The sequence below is a fragment of the Aeromonas sp. S8(2024) genome (assembly GCF_041403085.1).
GTDB lineage: Bacteria > Pseudomonadota > Gammaproteobacteria > Enterobacterales > Aeromonadaceae > Aeromonas > Aeromonas dhakensis.
This window is the reverse complement of sequence record NZ_JBGLRF010000004.1, coordinates 230379-246518: the sequence shown is the minus strand read 5'-3', so window position 1 is coordinate 246518 and position 16140 is coordinate 230379. Positions and strand designations below refer to the sequence as shown.

The 16140-nt window shown below is 62.6% G+C and carries 15 protein-coding genes; 7 read left to right on the top strand and 8 right to left on the bottom strand.

The features are described from left to right. Window positions 1–157: 157 nt before the first annotated feature. From rplU to ACB031_RS14030, 5 genes are all read left to right on the top strand, one after another. Window positions 158–469: a 50S ribosomal protein L21 gene (rplU, locus tag ACB031_RS14050; protein WP_005304210.1), complete on the top strand. Its 312-nt coding sequence runs from the start codon at window positions 158–160 to the stop codon at window positions 467–469. Between the two features lie 17 nt (window positions 470–486). Beyond that, window positions 487–744: a 50S ribosomal protein L27 gene (rpmA, locus tag ACB031_RS14045; RefSeq protein WP_005304202.1), complete on the top strand. Its 258-nt coding sequence runs from the start codon at window positions 487–489 to the stop codon at window positions 742–744. 188 nt (window positions 745–932) lie between these two features. Next, on the top strand, window positions 933–2135 hold the full coding sequence (gene cgtA / locus ACB031_RS14040; protein ID WP_017763857.1) for an Obg family GTPase CgtA: 1203 nt from the start codon (window positions 933–935) through the stop codon (window positions 2133–2135). A gap of 393 nt (window positions 2136–2528) precedes the next feature. Next, on the top strand, window positions 2529–3899 hold the full coding sequence (locus tag ACB031_RS14035) for a YjiH family protein (RefSeq protein WP_005304191.1): 1371 nt from the start codon (window positions 2529–2531) through the stop codon (window positions 3897–3899). 168 nt (window positions 3900–4067) lie between these two features. Continuing rightward, window positions 4068–5762 (top strand): AMP-binding protein, encoded by a 1695-nt coding sequence (locus ACB031_RS14030; protein WP_242761150.1) that lies wholly within the window; start codon window positions 4068–4070, stop codon window positions 5760–5762. Between the two features lie 42 nt (window positions 5763–5804). On the opposite strand, the gene ACB031_RS14025 is transcribed toward ACB031_RS14030, so the two are convergent. The 3 genes from ACB031_RS14025 to ACB031_RS14015 all read right to left on the bottom strand — a co-directional run bounded on the left by ACB031_RS14025 (window position 5805) and on the right by ACB031_RS14015 (window position 9700). Beyond that, the gene (locus ACB031_RS14025; RefSeq protein WP_124250636.1) at window positions 5805–6158 is read right to left on the bottom strand and encodes a hypothetical protein; all 354 of its coding nucleotides are present in this window, start codon (window positions 6156–6158) and stop codon (window positions 5805–5807) included. Between the two features lie 85 nt (window positions 6159–6243). Beyond that, on the bottom strand, window positions 6244–6594 hold the full coding sequence (locus ACB031_RS14020) for a hypothetical protein (protein WP_005304182.1): 351 nt from the start codon (window positions 6592–6594) through the stop codon (window positions 6244–6246). Between the two features lie 133 nt (window positions 6595–6727). Beyond that, window positions 6728–9700, bottom strand: coding sequence for an HD domain-containing phosphohydrolase (locus ACB031_RS14015; RefSeq protein WP_371139802.1), 2973 nt, complete (start codon window positions 9698–9700; stop codon window positions 6728–6730). Window positions 9701–9855: 155 nt separating this feature from the next. Between ACB031_RS14015 and ACB031_RS14010 the strand changes: the two genes are divergently transcribed. Further along, complete coding sequence (locus ACB031_RS14010) at window positions 9856–10845, top strand: luciferase-like monooxygenase (protein WP_005304175.1); 990 nt, start codon at window positions 9856–9858, stop codon at window positions 10843–10845. A 234-nt stretch (window positions 10846–11079) separates the two neighbouring features. Further along, window positions 11080–11580 carry a 2TM domain-containing protein gene (locus tag ACB031_RS14005; RefSeq protein ID WP_017763864.1) on the top strand — a complete coding sequence of 167 codons (501 nt, stop codon included), beginning with the start codon at window positions 11080–11082 and terminating at the stop codon, window positions 11578–11580. A 249-nt stretch (window positions 11581–11829) separates the two neighbouring features. On the opposite strand, the gene ACB031_RS14000 is transcribed toward ACB031_RS14005, so the two are convergent. Genes ACB031_RS14000 through surA form a run of 5 tightly spaced genes read right to left on the bottom strand, consistent with a single transcriptional unit; the run spans window position 11830 to window position 16120 of the window. Beyond that, window positions 11830–12651 (bottom strand): symmetrical bis(5'-nucleosyl)-tetraphosphatase, encoded by an 822-nt coding sequence (locus ACB031_RS14000; RefSeq protein ID WP_371139801.1) that lies wholly within the window; start codon window positions 12649–12651, stop codon window positions 11830–11832. 6 nt (window positions 12652–12657) lie between these two features. After that, window positions 12658–13020, bottom strand: a complete 363-nt coding sequence (gene apaG, locus ACB031_RS13995; RefSeq protein WP_005304166.1) for a Co2+/Mg2+ efflux protein ApaG — start codon at window positions 13018–13020, stop codon at window positions 12658–12660. A gap of 4 nt (window positions 13021–13024) precedes the next feature. Further along, a complete protein-coding gene (rsmA, locus tag ACB031_RS13990) occupies window positions 13025–13837 on the bottom strand; it encodes a 16S rRNA (adenine(1518)-N(6)/adenine(1519)-N(6))-dimethyltransferase RsmA (RefSeq protein ID WP_005304162.1) in 813 nt (270 codons plus the stop codon). Then, window positions 13827–14822 (bottom strand): 4-hydroxythreonine-4-phosphate dehydrogenase PdxA, encoded by a 996-nt coding sequence (gene pdxA, locus ACB031_RS13985; protein WP_005304160.1) that lies wholly within the window; start codon window positions 14820–14822, stop codon window positions 13827–13829. Before pdxA ends, rsmA begins: the two co-directional genes overlap by 11 nt. Further along, entirely contained in the window at window positions 14822–16120 is a 1299-nt protein-coding gene (gene surA / locus ACB031_RS13980) for a peptidylprolyl isomerase SurA (RefSeq protein ID WP_005304159.1), read from the bottom strand. Before surA ends, pdxA begins: the two co-directional genes overlap by 1 nt. Between the last annotated feature and the right edge of the window lie 20 nt (window positions 16121–16140).

Here is a 16140-nt window from a genome sequence, read left to right as displayed (position 1 = left end):
CGTTTATTCACGGCGGCAGATATGCGCACAAAATAAACTTTTTGCTAAATTGGCCTTGCCTGAGCAAATCGATTTGCGTAGAATGCCCGCCCATTGTTATAGGTTTTTGCGCGTGTCTGGCCTTGAGCAAAAGACACGCCTTTACGGAGTTAATCAAATGTACGCGGTATTCCAAAGCGGCGGAAAACAACACCGTGTGGCCGAAGGTCAAATCGTTCGTCTGGAAAAGCTGAACGTTGAGACTGGCGCTACCATCGACTTCAACGAAGTGCTGATGGTTGCTGCAGGCGACACTTTTAAAGTAGGTGCTCCTTTCGTTGAAGGTGGCAAGGTTGTAGCTGAAGTTGTGGCTCACGGCCGTGGCGAGAAAGTGACTATCGTCAAGTTCCGTCGTCGTAAGCACCACCGTAAGCAAGCGGGCCACCGTCAGTGGTTCACTGAAGTCAAAATCACTGGCATCAGCGCTTAATTAGAGGAGTACGATAGATGGCACACAAAAAAGCTGGCGGTTCATCCCGCAACGGCCGCGATTCAGAAGCTAAACGCTTGGGCGTGAAGCGTTTCGGCGGCGAAACAGTTCTGGCTGGCAGCATCATCGTTCGTCAGCGCGGCACCAAGTTCCACGCTGGTGAGAACGTTGGTCTGGGCAAGGACCACACCCTGTTCGCTACCGCGAACGGCAAGGTGCAGTTCGAAGTCAAAGGTCCGCTGAACCGTAAGTACGTAAGCATCGTTGCTGAGTAATTACGGACCGCAAGGATCCGAAGCCCCGCCAACAGGCGGGGCTTTTGTTTTTCTGATGTAGTTGACGAAAAAACGGCACGCAGCCGACCCTGGCTCTGAAGGGGCGACTGGCAAGATGCGTATCGCCCGCAGGGGTCTGTACCACTATAATGGCGTATCGGTTTTTCGAATTAAGGTGACGGTTACCTATGAAGTTTGTTGATGAAGTCCAGATTCGAGTCGATGCCGGTGACGGTGGTAACGGTTGTGTGAGCTTTCGCCGGGAGAAATACATTCCGAACGGCGGCCCGGACGGCGGTGACGGCGGTGACGGTGGCGACGTGTATCTGGTTGCCGATGAAAACCTGAACACCCTGATCGACTACCGTTTCGAGCGTTTCCATGCCGCCGAGCGTGGCGAGAATGGCCAGAGCGCCAACTGTACCGGTCGTCGCGGCAAGGACAAGATCCTGCGCGTGCCGGTTGGTACCCGTGCGACCGATGAAGATACCGGCGAACTGCTGGGGGATCTGACCCACCACGAGCAGAAGCTGCTGGTCGCCAAGGGTGGTTTCCACGGTCTTGGCAACACCCGCTTCAAGAGCTCGGTCAACCGTGCGCCGCGCCAGAAGAGCAACGGCACCCCGGGTGAAGTACGTACCCTGAAGCTGGAGCTGCTGCTGCTGGCCGACGTCGGCATGCTGGGCCTGCCCAACGCCGGCAAGTCCACCTTCATCCGTGCCGTCTCTGCGGCCCGCCCGAAAGTGGCTGACTACCCCTTCACCACGCTGGTGCCGAACCTGGGCGTGGTGCGTGGCGAGAACTCCCGCTCCTTCGTCATTGCCGACATTCCGGGTCTGATCGAGGGTGCTGCCGAAGGCGCCGGCCTCGGTATCCGCTTCCTCAAGCACCTCGAGCGCTGCCGCGTGCTGGTCCATCTGGTGGATATCTGCCCGGTGGATGGTTCCGATCCGGCCGAGAATGCCGTGACCATCGTCCGCGAGCTGGAGAAGTACAGCCCGGAGCTGGCGAGCAAGCCACGCTGGCTGGTGTTCAACAAGATGGACCTGATCCTGGAAGAAGAGGCAGGTGAAGTGATGGAGCGCGTGAAGGCCGCCCTGAACCACGAAGGGCCGGTTTACGCCATCACCGCCATCAGCAAGGAAGGGACCAAGAAGGTCTGTTACGACATCCTGGATCTGCTGGATACCATGCCCCGTCAGCTGGCGGAAGATGCCAAGGAAGCCATCGAGAAGGTGGAGTTCAAGTGGGACGACTACCACAAGAACCAGCTGGCCAAGGCCGAAGCGGATGCGCTGGCTGCCTCCAAGGCGTTTGACGAGTCGCTGGATGACGATGACTGGGACGACGAAGACGATGATGGCGTGGAAGTCATCTACGTGCGTGACTGACCCCCATTCTGCGGGTGCGCGCAGCGCCGCCACTCGCCGCTGAAAAACCGGAGCCTTGCCAGGCTCCGGTTTTTTTATGGGGATCGACTGGATCACCATATAGATATATTTCTCATGTCACTTATTGCCTGCCAACCGCAACTGATTATACTGCGCTCCTGAATGTAACCTTAACGAAACAATGTGCTAACCATTTGTAATGAATTGATATGCGCATCTGTTTGGGTACATTCTTATGGAAGGTTTGCCTGTGAAAATATTTATGCTTGAAATGATCCATTAAAAGCTTGTTTGTGCATTTTTTTGGAGTATTCTTGCGCCCGTTTTGTCGGGTGAGAGCATGGGTATGCAGGTTCGCCTGGCTAAGGAAAAGTAACATTAAGGCTGTAAACCATGCTGGAAAAGACTCTGCAAGCACCTGCGCTCAATACCCGTCGCAACGTGCTGATGTTCCTGGTCCCGTCACTCATCGGGATCCTGCTGTTCATGACCCCCGTTCTCTATGACGGCAACGTTACCATCCCGGTAGCCGTACTGGCGAAGCTGGTACAGAGGGTGTTTGCCGACTATCTGGTGGCCATGGTCAGCGCCATCATCACCACCACCATGCTGATGACCCTGATCGCCTGGTTGTTCAAGCCGGCGATCCTGGTGAAGCGCCCCTTCCTCAACAGCCTGTTCAACGTCTCACCCTTCTGGGCCTGCGTACGGGTGCTTGGCGGCATCTTCGTGCTGCTGACCTTCTTCGAGGCCGGTCCCGAGGTGCTGCGTTCCGGTGCGACCGGTGGCCTGGTGCTGCACGATCTGCTGCCGGTGCTGTTCTCCGTCTTCATATTCGCCGGCCTGTTGCTGCCGCTGCTGCTCGATTTTGGTCTGCTGGAGTTTGTCGGCACCATGATGACCCGCATCATGCGCCCCGTGTTCCGCCTGCCGGGCCGCTCTGCGGTGGACTGCTTCGCCTCCTGGCTCGGGGATGGCAGCGTCGGCATCCTGCTCACCAGCAAACAGTACGAAGGCAAGTTCTACACCCAGCGGGAAGCCGCCGTCATCGGCACCACCTTCTCTGCCGTCTCCATCACCTTCTGCCTGGTGGTGATCTCCCAGGTGAAGCTGGAGCACATGTTCGTGCCCTTCTACCTGACCGTCTGCCTGGCTGGGGTAGTGGCCGCCATCGTGGTGCCACGCCTGCCGCCGCTCTCCTGGAAAAAGGATGTCTACAGCGACGGTACCCCCCTGTGCCGCAAGCAGGAGGCGATCCCCCATCAGCACAGCGTGCTGAGCTATGGCTATGAGCGGGCCCTGACCAAGGCCGACAGCATGACGGATCTCGGCGCGGTGGCGCGGGAAGGGGTGAAGAATGCCCTGGACATGGTGTTCGGCGTGTTGCCGGTGGTGATGGCGGTGGGTACCTGTGCCCTGATGCTGGCCGAGCACACCCCCATCTTCAACTGGCTGGGGGCCCCCTTCGTCCCCTTGCTGGAGCTGCTGCAACTGCCGGAGGCGGAAGCCGCTTCCAAGACCATCATGGTGGGCTTCGCCGACATGTTCATCCCGGCGGTGCTGGCCTCCACCATCGAGAGCGAGATGACCCGCTTCGTGATCGCCGCCATGTCGGTCACCCAGCTCATCTACATGTCGGAAGTGGGCGCCCTGCTGCTGGGCAGCAAGATCCCGGTCAAGCTGTGGGAGCTGTTCGTGATCTTCCTGCTGCGCACCCTGATCACCCTGCCGGTCATCGCCGGGGTGGCGCACCTGCTGTTCTGATCTGCCCCGCGTCTGTAAACGGTCAACTTCGGTTGGCCGTTTTTTTATGGCCGTTATTAGACCAAAGTGAGTCTTTTACGAGGCCTTACTTTACATTAATGTAACAAGCTGAAAAACACGCCAGCCGAGCAGTAGGCAATTCCAACCTATGTGGCCAGGAGTCACCCCATGACCTCACTGCTCAGCTACCGGGCCGGTCCTTGCGATCAGCCGCTGCTTCACCAGACCATAGGCGCCTACCTGCAAGAGGTGGCGGAACGTTTCCCCGAGCGGCCCGCCGTGGTGGTGCGCCACCAGCAGATCCGCTGGAACTACCGGGAATACCTGACCCAGATAGACCGGCTGGCGCTGGGACTGCTGGCGCTCGGGATCCGGCCAGGGGATAGGGTCGGCATCTGGTCGCCCAACAACATCGAGTGGTGCCTGGTGCAGTTCGCCACGGCCCGCATCGGGGCCATCATGGTCTGCATCAACCCCGCCTACCGCAGCTACGAGCTCGCCTTTGCCATCAACAACGTGGGTTGTCGGGCCCTGATCTGCGCCAGCGCGTTCAAGGGTTGCGACTACCTCGCCATGCTGGGCGAGCTGGCTCCCGAGCTGGCGAGCTGTCCGCCAGGCCGCCTGACATCATCCCGGCTGCCAAGCCTGGAGATGGTGATCCGGCTCGGGGAGGAGCAAAGCGCCGGCATGCTCAACTTCCCCGAGGTGTTGGCACTGGGCGACCGGCAAGATCCGGCCTGGCTGGCCCGAGTGGCCGCCACCCTCAAACCCGATGACGCCATCAATATCCAGTTCACTTCGGGCACCACGGGCAACCCCAAGGGGGCTACCCTCAGTCACAGCAACATCCTCAACAACGGCCGCCAGGTGGCGCAAGGCATGGCGTTCAGCGAGCAGGATCGGCTCTGCATCCCGGTGCCGCTCTACCACTGTTTCGGCATGGTGCTCGGCAATCTGGTCTGCATCAGCGTGGGGGCCTGCGCCCTGTTTCCGGCCGAAGCTTTCGATCCGGCGGCCACCCTGCGGATGGTGAGCGAGGAGCGCTGCACCGCCCTGCACGGGGTGCCGACCATGTTCATCGCCGAGCTGGAGCTGGCGGAGTTTGACCAGTTCGATCTCTCCTCTCTGCGCACCGGTATCATGGCCGGTGCCATCTGCCCCGAGCCCTTGATGCGCAAGGTGCAGACCCTGATGCACATGACCGAGGTGACCATCGCCTACGGCCAGACCGAGTGCAGTCCCATCAATCACATGACCGCCATCGATGCGCCGCTGGACAAGCGGGTCACCACGGTCGGCCGCGCCATCGGTCACACCGAGATCAAGCTGGTCGACCCCAGCGGAGAGATAGTGGCCATCGGCGAGCGGGGCGAGATCTGCTGTCGCAGCAACGGGGTGATGCAGGGGTACTGGCAGGATCCGGTCAAGACGGCGGATACCATAGATGAGGAAGGGTGGCTGCACTCGGGGGACATCGGCATCATGGATGAAGAGGGCTATGTGCGGATCGTCGGACGCAGCAAGGAGTTGATCATTCGCGGGGGCGAGAACATCTACCCGCGCGAGATCGAGGAGCGGCTCTATGATCATCCGGCGGTGCAGGATGCAGCCGTGTTCGGGGTCGACAGCGAGCGCTATGGCGAGGAGGTGTGCGCCTGGGTCAAGCTCAGGCCCCGCCAGGAGGCCAGCGAGGAGGAGCTGAAGCAGTTCCTGTCGGCCCGCATCGCCTACTTCAAGGTGCCCAGATACATCCGTTTCGTGGAGGAGTACCCCATGACGGTAACCGGCAAGCTGCAAAAATTCAGGATGCGGGAACTGATGAGCGACGAGCTGGCCCGCCAGCACGCCGAGGCGATGCGCTGAGCGTGGCGACATCGGAAAAAAGGGCCTGCGGGCCCTTTTTTGTCAGCGTCCCAGCGGGTGGGGCTGTGCCGGCTTGCGGGGGCACTGCACCAGCAGAGTATGGGTGGTGAAGGTGCTGCTCTGGGGGAAGCTTGGGCGAAACCCCGTCATCGGATCGGCGGCCCCCATGCTCATCTGATGGGAAGTGAAGGTGCGCTGGCGGCGATCGGTCTCCTGATAGCCGAGTGGGCAGCTCAGCGTCGCCTGCTGCTGGCACTCCTCCAGTGCGGCACACTCGATCTGGAAGCGTTGCAGTGCGGGATTGGTGGAGGCGAGTTCGGTGACGGTGGCGGGCGCCGGCAGCAGGGCGCAGCCGGACAGCAAGAGGCTGCCCAGCAGGAACATTCGGGGTGACATAAGAGAGTGGTGCTCGATGAAACAAGAAAAGGGTGGCTAGCGGCCGGCCGGGGCCATCTGCCTCGTGCCGGCCGCAAAGCGCGGATCAGCGCGGCGTGATGCCCATATCGACCGGACACTGGATGGTCAGAGAGTGCACCGTGTTGGCCATGCGATAGGGTTTGCCAGCCTTGTAGACCTTCTTCTCGTCGTCATAGCTGCCTGCCGTGTACTGGGTGCTGTAGAGGGTCTGCTGACGGCGATCCGTCTCCTGGTAGCCCTGCGGGCAGGTCTGGTTGGCCTGCTGGAAGCAGGCCGTCATGCTGCTGCACTCGATGTAGAAGCCGCGCTGGCTGGCATCTGCCAGGTGCACCGGGGTGACGGTGGGGGCGGGGGGAGACAACAGGGAGCAGCCGGAGAGCGTCAGCGCGCCCAGCATGATGAGATGTTTTGACATAGATAACCTGAACAGTGTGGTGTGACAAAGAGTGAGGGGGAGTCTATTGCTCCCCCTTCGCTATAGGGGCACCGTTATAACCAGCCGGGGGCGTTCAGGCCAGCCCGTAAATGTAAGAAAATATGACCCGGCCCTAGGCCAGCCCGGCCAGCAGGGCGTTTTCATCCACCTGATCCAGCTGTTCGGGGGCGAGGAATCTCCCGGCGTAATCGCGCCAGATGCCGCTGCTGACAAACAGGGCAAACAGGGCGGGATCGATGTGCTGCTCGCGCACCATGCTTTGCATGATGGCCAGCGACTGGGAGACCGTCTTGCCCGATTTGTAGGGGCGATCGCTGGCGGTCAGCGCCTCGAAGATGTCGGCGATGGCCATGATGCGGGCGGGGATGCTCATCTGGCTGCCCAGCAGCTGGCGCGGGTAGCCCTTGCCGTCCATCCGCTCGTGATGGCCGCCGGCAATCTCTGGCACGCTGCGCAGATGGCGGGGGAAGGGGAGACGTTCGAGCATGCGAATGGTCTGGATGATGTGCTCGTTGATCTTGTAGCGCTCCTCTTCGGTGAGGGTGCCGCGGCCGATGGCGAGGTTGTAGCGCTCGCCGCGGTTGTAGAGGTGAGTGGGCACCCGCACCTTGAAGCCCCAGGGGTTGCGCTCGTCCAGCTGATCGTGGACGGGGCGGGGGATGAGGTGGGCGGCCTTGTCCGCCAGCAGGGGCTCGACGCAGGGCAGCGGTGCGGCCGGCTCCCCCTGGCGCAGCTTGAGCTCCTCCCGGCTGATGCCGAGCCGATCGTTCAGGGTGCGCAGCCAGGTGCGGCTGGCGATGGCATCCAGCCTGGTCAGCTTCTCCGGTGCCATCCATTCTCCGCCCAGGTTGCACTCGGCGACGAAGGCGAACTCCTCGTCCAGGGTGCTCCAGAGCGGCGCCACCGTCGCCCTGGCCGCTGCCCGCTCCGACGCCGGCAGACGGGCCGCCAGCGCCTCTATGTAGCCGTCGCGCTTGAGCACCTCGAAGCGGGTACGGATCTCGTGGATCCGGTCGTACAGGGTCTCCAGCTTGGTGGCCTTGTCCACCACGAACTCGGGGGTGGTCACCTTGCCGCAGTCGTGCAGCCAGCTGGCGATATGGATGGCCTCCCACTCCTCCTCGTTGAGCCGGAACTCGGCGAACGGTCCCTGCTGCTGGGCGCAGGCGGCCTCGGTCAGCATCCGGGTCAGCTCCGGCACCCGCTGGCAATGGCCGCCGGTGTAGGGGCTCTTGGCGTCGATCGCGCCGGCCATCAGCTCGATGAAGGACTCCAGCAGCTGTTTCTGCTCCTCCAGCAGGCGCTGATTCTCGATGGCTGAGGCCGAGGTGCCCGCCAGCGCCTCGATCAGACTGATGCGCGAGGCCAGCTCACGGGCCGAGCAGTCAGGCAGGATCAGCAGCAGGCAGCCGATCAGCTCTTGGCGATGGTTGCGCAGGGGCTCGGCCACCAGCTGGCAGGGGCCGGGGAAGGGGCCCCAGTCGGCCAGATGCTGCTGCCAGCCCTGCTGGTCGATGGCGAGGCTGAGCCGCTCGCCCCGGGCCAGCTCGCCAAACAGGGCCTGTTGCCAGCGGATATGCCCGGTCGGCAGCGGCGTTTTGCGCCATAGCGCCTGCACCGCCACCATCCCCTGCTCCTGAGCCAGGTAGAGACAACCCCCTTCGGCCTGCACCGCGGCGATGGTTTCGTGCAGGATGCGGCTGAGCAGGGAGTCGAAACGGTGTTCGGCCGCCAGCGCCCGCCCCATGTTCATGAAGTTGCCGAGGGTCAGCCGCATGCCTGACATGGTATGGGCCAGATCGTCGATCTCGCGGATGGCAGACTCGGGGACCCGACTCTCGCCAAAATCGAAATGCTGGATCCGCTCCGCCTCCTTGGTGAGCGCCAGCAGCGGGGTGGCGGTACGCCGCGAGACCAGCCAGATCACCGGCAGCAGCAGCAGCAGGCCCGCCAGCGCCCAGCCCAGATTGACCAGGGCCTCGTCTCTGGCCTGCTGATAGAGCAGGTCGGCCGACACCAGCAGGGCGATATGGAAGGGGGAGTCGCTCCCGAGGGGGGAGAGGTTGACCAGCCAGTCGCTGCCATCGGCGGCAGTCAGGTTGAGCTCGGCCGGCTCGCTCAGCAAGGTGGGCTGGCTGATGATCCGTTGTTGCAGGTCCGCCAGGGCCGGGTGGGGCAGGCTGGCCAGCATGGGCAGCTGGCTCAGCTGCTCGAAGCTGGGCAGATGCCTGGGATCGGCGGCCAGCAGGGTGGCGTACTCATCGAACAGGATCACCTGGCTCTGGGCAGGCAACTGCAGCTTGCCGATCAGGGCCGACAGCCCCTCGACGCTGGTGTCTAGCCCGATCACGGCGCGTCTATCGTCGCTCTCCACCGCTAGGGTCATGCCAGGCTCCTTGGTGGTGAAGAAGAGGTAGGGGTTGGTGGTGGCGATCCCCGCACGCCAGCGGGCCTGCTTGTACCAGTCGCGGCTGCGGGGATCGTAGCGGTAGTTCGGCATGGGGCGCCGCTCGAGCAGGCTCAGCCGCTGATCAAAATAGAGAAACTCCCCCTTGCCCTGGCTGAGGCTCTGCACCAGCAGGCTGCTGGCGGCCGGCACGCCCCCCAGCTGGGTCTTGGCCCGCTCGGTCAGTTTGCGCACCAGAAAGAAGTCGCCATCCTCGTAGCCGGCATAGACGGCCCCATAGCTGGGGCTGTTGGCCAGCACCTCCGCCAGTTGCGGCAGGTAGGCCAGACGGTCGGTCAACGTTGTCATGGCCGCCAGCTGGCCGCTGCGCAGCAGGCTGAGCGACATGCGGGCCGGCCGCTCGTTCAGTTGCAGGGCGAGGGCCAGCTGCTGGCGATACTGCAGAAAGTTCTGTCGCTCGTGCTCCAGCCCCTGGCGGGCCCCTTGCTGGAACTGCAAGGCGATGAGGGCGCTGCCGAGCAGGGTGAACAGCAGGATGAAGAGGGTGGCGATATGCACATAGAAGGGTTTACGACCTGGCCTGGCAGTTGTCATGGACACATCCTTGTCACACGGGCGATTGCAGAGACGATCAACCAGCAGTGTGCCTGCAGGATGACAATAAACACAATAACCCATTCAGAGAGATCGGGATGTGACAGAGAGAAACTCCCCCTGCTGGTGCTCCCGTAACCCGTGCTCGTCAATTTTGCCGGCCGATCAGGTGATTCATTCAGGTATCCCGTGCTACATTGCCCCCCTTGTTACTGGTCTGTGAATCAATGGAGTGACCCATGTCTGCCATCCCCTATTCCGTGCTCGATCTGGTGCCCGTTGCCGAAGGCTCCCAGCCGGCCGAATCGTTTCGCCGCTCGCTGGATCTGGCCCGTCATGCCGAGCGCTGGGGTTACAACCGCTACTGGCTGGCCGAGCACCACAACATGCCGGGCATCGCCAGTGCCGCCACCTCGGTGCTGATCGGCCACCTGGCCGGCGGCACCAATACCCTGCGCATCGGCGCGGGCGGCATCATGCTGCCGAACCACTCGCCGCTGGTCATTGCCGAGCAGTTCGGCACCCTGGCGTCACTCTATCCGGATCGCATCGATCTCGGCCTTGGCCGCGCGCCGGGCACCGATCAGCGCACCATGCGGGCGCTCAGACGCCAGCGCAGCGGCGAGGTGGATGACTTCCCGGCGGATGTGCGCGAGCTGATGGACTACTTTGGCGACGAGGTGGGGGCGGTGCAGGCGGTGCCGGGCCAGGGGCTGCATCTGCCCATCTGGCTGCTGGGGTCCAGCCTCTACAGCGCCCAGCTGGCGGCGGCCATGGGGCTGCCGTTCGGCTTTGCCTCCCACTTCGCCCCCGCCATGCTGCTGCAGGCGCTGGAAATTTACCGCGCCCAGTATCGCCCCTCCGCCCGCTGGCCCAAGCCCCATGCGGTGGTCTGCATCAACATGATCGCCGCCGACAGCGAGCGGGAGGCGCGCTTCCAGTTCACTACCCTGCAGCAGCAGTTCCTGCGCCTGCATCGCGGTAACGCGGGCAAGTTGCCGGCGCCCGTCGTCGAACTGAGCGAGGAGTGGTCCGAACGCGAGCTGGTGGCGATGGAGCAGACCCTGGCCCGCTCGCTGGTGGGCAACCCGGATCAGGTACGCCATGGCCTCAAGGCGCTGCTGGCGGAAACCCGGGCCGACGAGCTGATGTTCAACGGTCCCATCGTCGATCATCAGGCGCGGCTGCGCTCCTTTGAAATTGCCGCCGAGCTGATGCAGGCGCTATAAGCTCGACTCCCCGAAGAGCAGGGCGCTATCTTGCTAGAAGCGCCTCTGTCGCCCTGCTGTCAGGTCATCGAGAGGGGGGCGTTGTGGGGAGGAAAGATGGGATTTCTGCTCCCTCTATTTTATCTAATACACTGAATTAAAAGGAAAGTCAGGTTGGTGTCAGGCTGCTGTCGTGTCGCATGCCACCCTCCGGCCCCTATGCTGGCCCCGTCAATCAACCACAAGGAGTTCGAGATGATCGTCAGGAAGTTGAGATTGCAGCGGGGCTGGTCACAGGAGCAGTTGGCCGCCTTTACCGGCCTGAGCGTTCGCACCATTCAGCGGATCGAGCAGGGTCAGCAGCCCGGACTGGAATCCCTCAAGGCCCTGGCCGCCGTCTTTGAGCTCGAGGTGGCGCAACTTGACGGTACAAGCCAACAGGAGCATGAGATGAGAGGGAGTGACACGATGGAACGGGATCAGATTCGGGTATCGGTAGAGGAGCGGGCCGCCATGCGTTATGTGGAGGGGCTCAAGGGCTTCTATTACCACATCGCCAGCTACCTGCTGGTAATATGCGGGCTGTTTGTCATCAACTATCTGAGCAACCCGGGCTATATCTGGGCCTGGTGGCCGGCGCTGGGCTGGGGGCTGGGACTGATCTCCCATGCCATCAACCTGTTCCAGCCCTTCAAGCTGTTTGGCCCCGAGTGGGAGCGACAGCAGATCGAGAAACGACTGGGGCGCAAGCTCTAGGGTGAGCGATGCACCATAAAAAACGGGCCCGGCAATACCGGGCCCGTTTTGTTTTATTGTCTGCAGCCTACTTGGCGTTGGCGGGACTGTGAGTGGCGATCAGGGCATCATCTTCATGGCACCACAGGGTTGCTCAGGTTCAGCCGCTTATCGTCACTTGGCGTAAGTGGGACAGGGAGTGTCGATCAGGGCGTCATCTTCATAACGCCACAGAGTGAGGCTCTTATTGTCCAGACGCTCGCCTCACCATTACTTGGCGTAGGTAGGGCAGGGGGTCGCGATCAGGGCATCATCTTCATAACGCCACAGGGTGAGGCTGTTGCCCCAGACACAGCCGGTGTCGAGCGCCTTGATGTCCTGCTTGCCGGTGTTGCCCATCAGGGCCGCCCAATGGCCGAACACCATAATGGGGTCGTCCACATGGTGTTCGCGCTGCTCGAACCAGGGGCGCAGGCCCGGGGTCGACTCGGTGGGGCCCTTCTTGCATTTGAAGTCGAGCCGGCCGTCGAAATAGCAGAAGCGCATCCGGGTGAAGGTGTTGATGATGTAGCGATAACGCTCGATCCCGACCAGATCGTCCTGCCAGCCATCGGGCTGATCGCCATACATGTTGTGCAGCAGCCACTGGTACTGATCACCGCGCAGCAGGCTTTCCACCTCGCGGGCACAGTTGCGGGCGGTGCGGGCGTCCCACGCCGGGGAGATGCCGGCATGCACCATCATGATGGGCAGGTCGGGGTGCTCCGCCAGCAGCGGGCGGTGGCGCAGCCACTCCAGCAGCTCGTCCCGATCCGGGGCGTCCATCAGCTCCTGCAGTCTGTCTTTCTTCTTGAGCGGGGCGACCCCATCGGCGACCGCCAGCAGGTGCAGGTCGTGGTTGCCGAGCACGGTGACGGCACGGTTGCCCAGCCCTTTGACGAAGCGCAGGGTGTTGAGGGAGTCCGGGCCGCGGGCGACCAGATCGCCGCACAGCCAGAGTACGTCGTTAGCGGGATCGAACTCGGCCAGATCCAGCAGACGGCGCAAGTCGTCGTAACAGCCCTGGATATCGCCAACAAAACAGTTCGCCATGAAACCTCAGTTGATAATGTGGGGGACGGCCAGCGTAAAGGGTGCGATGGGCACCTCGAATTGCTGCCCCGACTCGTCTTGCAGGGTATAACTCCCTTCCATCACGCCGAGCGGGGTGGCCAGCGGTACGCCGCTCTGATAGCGGAAGGTCTCGCCGGGGGCGATGACCGGCTGCTCGCCGACCACGCCGGGGCCTTCGACTTCCAGCATCTTGCCATTGGCATCGGTGATGAGCCAGCGCCGGCGCAGCAGTTGCGCCGGGCCGGGCCCCAGGTTCTCGATCTCGATGAGATAGTGGAACTGGTAAGGGTCTTTGCTATCCGCCACATACGAGGGGTATGGGCGGACCAGGATGTGCGGGGTTGCCACGGGATCAGGCCTTTGGCTGATCCGCCAGCCAGTTGGCGATCATGACGAACTGCTCGAGGGAGAGGTTCTCCGGGCGCAGGTTGCCATCGATGCCAAGTTCGGTCAGCTGGGCGTCCGTGATGAAGTTGGAGAAGCTGTTGCGAATGGTCTTGCGACGCTGGCCGAAGCCCTCGGTGCAGACCCGGTTCAGGCAACGAATGTCTTTCGCGACGATAGTCGGGTTCTTGTGCGGGATCAGTCGGACCACGGCAGAATCCACCTTGGGCGCCGGCTTGAAGGCACCAGGGCCCACTTCCAGCACAGGCACTACCTGGCAGTAGTACTGGGTCATCACGCTCAGCCGGCCATAGGCCTTGCTGCCCGGGCCGGCGGCCAGACGCAGCACCACTTCCTTTTGCAGCATGAAGTGCATGTCTTCTACCCGATCGGCGAACTCGCACAGGTGGAAGATGAGCGGGGTGGAGATGTTGTAGGGCAGGTTGCCGAAGATGCGCAGCGGCCCCTTGCCTTCCCCCATCAGGGTGCTGAAGTCGAAACGCATGGCATCGGCTTCGATGACGGTGAGCTTGTCCTTCAGGGTCGGGTGCTCGCGCAGGCGCGCCGCCAGATCCCGGTCCAGCTCGACCACGGTCATCTTGTCCATCTGGGCGGCGACCGGCTCGGTCAGCGCGGCCAGACCCGGGCCGATTTCCACCAGGTTCTGACCCGGCTGCGGATTGATGGCGGCCACGATCTGGTCGATCACGTAGCGATCGTGCAAGAAGTTCTGACCGAAACGCTTACGGGCCGTGTGGCCCATGTGCACCTTACTGCTCATATCTTTTTTTCTCTACCATCTTGATGGCGTGGTTGATCGCGGTGATCAGGCTGCCGGAGTCGGCCAGGCCCTTGCCTGCCAGGTCCAGTGCGGTGCCGTGATCCACCGAAGTGCGGATGAAAGGGAGTCCAAGGGTGATATTGACCGAACTGCCGAAGCCCTTGTATTTGAGCACGGGCAGCCCCTGGTCGTGGTACATGGCGAGTACCGCATCCGCATCCTTGAGGTATTTCTCCTGGAACAGAGTATCGGCCGGCAGCGGGCCGACCAGATCGATCCCCTCCTGGCGCAGGCCGGCCAGGGCGGGTTCGATCACGTCAATCTCTTCACGGCCGAGGTGGCCGCCTTCCCCGGCGTGGGGGTTGAGGCCGCAGACGTAAATGCGGGGCTTGGCGATGCCAAACTTGGCTTTGAGATCCGCATCCAGGATGCGGATCACCTTGCCGAGGCGATCCTCGGTGATGGCCATCGCCACATAGGCCAGCGGAATGTGGGTGGTCGCCAGCGCGACCCGCAGCCCTTCGGTCGCCAGCAGCATCACCACGTCGGCGGTGTTGGATTGCTGGGCGAAGAACTCGGTGTGACCGCTGAACGAGACGCCAGCCTGGTTGATGATCCCCTTGTGCACCGGCCCGGTCACCACGGCGGCAAATTCGCCGCTCATGTTGCCGTCGCAGGCGCGTTGCAGGGTGGCCAGCACGTAGGCGCCATTGCCCTCGTCCAGCTTGCCTGGTATCACGGCGGCGCCGAGGGGAACCGGGCAGACGGTGAGGGTGCCCGCCCGCTGCGGTTGTGCCGGCTGACCGGCATCATAGGGCAGCAGCTCGACGGGCAGCCCCAGCAGGGCGGCCCGTTCACGCAGCAGCGCCGGATCGGCGATCACCACCAACTGGTGCGGCCAATCCTGCTGGGCTATCTGCAGCACCAGATCCGGGCCGATCCCGGCCGGTTCACCCGGGGTAATGGCGAGGCGACGACAGGTCATCAGCTGCCGGCGCCTTCGATCTGGATGTAGGCCTCGTCACGCAGCTCGTCCAGCCAGGCCTGGGACTCTTCGGTGAAGCGGCGGTTGTAGATCAGCTGATAGGCGCGCTGCTCCTGGGCCTTGGTGGTGGCATCTTGGCTGCGGCGCTCTTCCAGCTGGACGATGTGCCAGCCGTGGGTAGTGCGGAAGGGTTCGCTGATCTGGCCCGGTTGCAGGCGGTTGACCATGTCGCGGAACTCGGGCACGTAGACGTTGGGATCAGACCAGCCCAGTTCGCCACCCTGCACCGCGGAGCCCGGATCCTCGGAGTACTTCTCCGCCAGGCTGGCGAAGCTCGCCTTGCCGCTCTTGATGTCGTGCAGGATGCCATCCAGCATCCCCTTGGCTTTCTCTTCGCTCAGGATGATGGAGGGCTTGATCAGGATGTGGCGGGCGCGCACTTCGGTCTGCACCACCTGCTGCTGGCCCTTGCTGTCGAACACCTTGATGATGTGCAGACCGGCACCGGAGCGCAGCGGGCCGACGATGTCGCCCTTCTTGGCACCTTGCACGGCCTCGGCCATCAGGGTCGGCATCTCTTGCGGGCTCATCCAGCCCCAGTCACCCCCTTCCAGCGCCTTGGGTCCGCTGCTCTCGGCAATGGCCATCTTGCGGAAGTCGGCGCCCTGCTTGAGGGCGGCCAAGATGCGTTCAATCTTGCTCTTGGCGGCGTTGAGCTGCTCGGCGCTAGGGTTGTCCGGCAGGGCAACCTGGATGTGGCCGACATGGTACTGCTGTTGCTGCTGACCCTGCTTGGCCAGGATATCCACTACCTGCTTCACCTCCTGCTCGGAGATGTTGATGCGGCGGCGCACCTGGTTGCGGCGCACCTCGTTCATCAGGATCTCGCGGCGCACCTCTTCCCGATACTGGGCATAGGTCAGCCCCTCGCGATCCAGCTGGGCACGCAGCTGATCCAGGGTCATCTTGTTGTCGGCGGCGATGCTCTGGATCGCTTGCTCCAGCTGGGTATCGCTGATCTTGAGGCCCTGGCGCTCGGCCAGCTGCAACTGCAGGCTCTCCTGGATCAGTCGGTCCAGCGCCTGTTTGCGCAAGGTGGCGTCATCGGGCAGGGACTGGCCGTTTTCCTGGGCGGAGATCTTGACCTTCTGGACCAGGGCCTCCTGCTGGCTGGCCAGCACCACGTCCTTGTTGACCACGGCAAGCACCTTGTCCATCAGCTCGGGGGCGGCGAAGGCACCCTGGCTCATGGCTCCGAACAGGCCTGCAGTCAGCAGGGAAATCAACGTCTTCTTCATATCCATCTCTCAAGGCGTTT